This window comes from Pseudomonas sp. BS-2016 (genome assembly GCF_001806145.1).
Taxonomy (GTDB): Bacteria; Pseudomonadota; Gammaproteobacteria; order Pseudomonadales; family Pseudomonadaceae; genus Aquipseudomonas; species Aquipseudomonas lundensis.
In genome coordinates, this window is the sequence record NZ_MLCT01000046.1 from 1 (window position 1) to 909 (window position 909).

Annotated in this window: 1 protein-coding gene; it reads left to right on the forward strand. The window is 49.8% G+C overall.

The window, feature by feature from the left end; translation table 11 throughout:
* Positions 1–222: 222 nt before the first annotated feature.
* Positions 223–777 (forward strand): hypothetical protein, encoded by a 555-nt coding sequence (locus tag BKD70_RS22045; protein ID WP_047274442.1) that lies wholly within the window; start codon positions 223–225, stop codon positions 775–777.
* Positions 778–909 lie beyond the last annotated feature (132 nt).

The following is a 909-nucleotide window of genomic DNA, read 5'->3' on the forward strand; positions in this document are numbered from 1 at the left end:
CCTGAGCGTTCACCAGTCGAGCATTGATCGGCGTGAGTTCGATGCTGTCATCTTTGCTATCGATGATGAGTTTCGCGCCAAGTGGGCGCAGGAGGCAGGCAAGGATCCGAAAAAGCCGTCTCGGCATTGATCGCGCAAAGCATTTACTGGGATTGCTTCAGTTGACGTTATAGCTCAACGCTGCGTAAATAGACCTCATCTATAAGGAATGGGTGGTGAAGTATGCGTTTGGCCGCAGTAGCTTTGCTTGCGATGATGACGTCCGGATGCGCTACTAGCCCATCAGACCTTGCTAGGTTTGGGGTGGTTGAGCTTGAGTCGCAAAATGTTAAATCGCTTTCGATCACTCGCGAAGGATCAGCAAAAGCAGGAAGTATTCCAAAGTGTGTTGCGATCACAATACGAAACGACTCGGTCGCAATGACGCAGTCGAGTGGATATGTCGGCGCTTACACAGGGAGCTACTATCAAGCATCGAGCATTCGAGAGGTTAGCGGCGGATCAGTCACGCAATACGTGGCTCCTGATGGCTCGGAAGTCGTAGCGCGAGGGGAGGCAAAGTTCACTACTTCGCTTGTAGAGCGATCACTGCGCTACACGCTCAACATCAAGCAAGTGGCCAACCAGCGAACATATAAATTCACAGGGATTGAACAGGCTGGAACAACGAATGGTTATGGCTATCACAAAATAGCCGCTATGACTGGCACTGGTGTTGAGCAAGCGCTTGAATCTCTTAGTGCCATAGTTGATGAGCTTGAATACTGCATGAAGTAATCTATATAAAAACTAAAACCCGCACCTTGCGGGTTTTTTTTCGCCCGGAGAAAAGTAATGGCTCAGCAGTCCAGCCGCTTAGATGTAATCATTGATTCCAGGCTGGCCCAGCGGAATGGTGAGCAATTACGG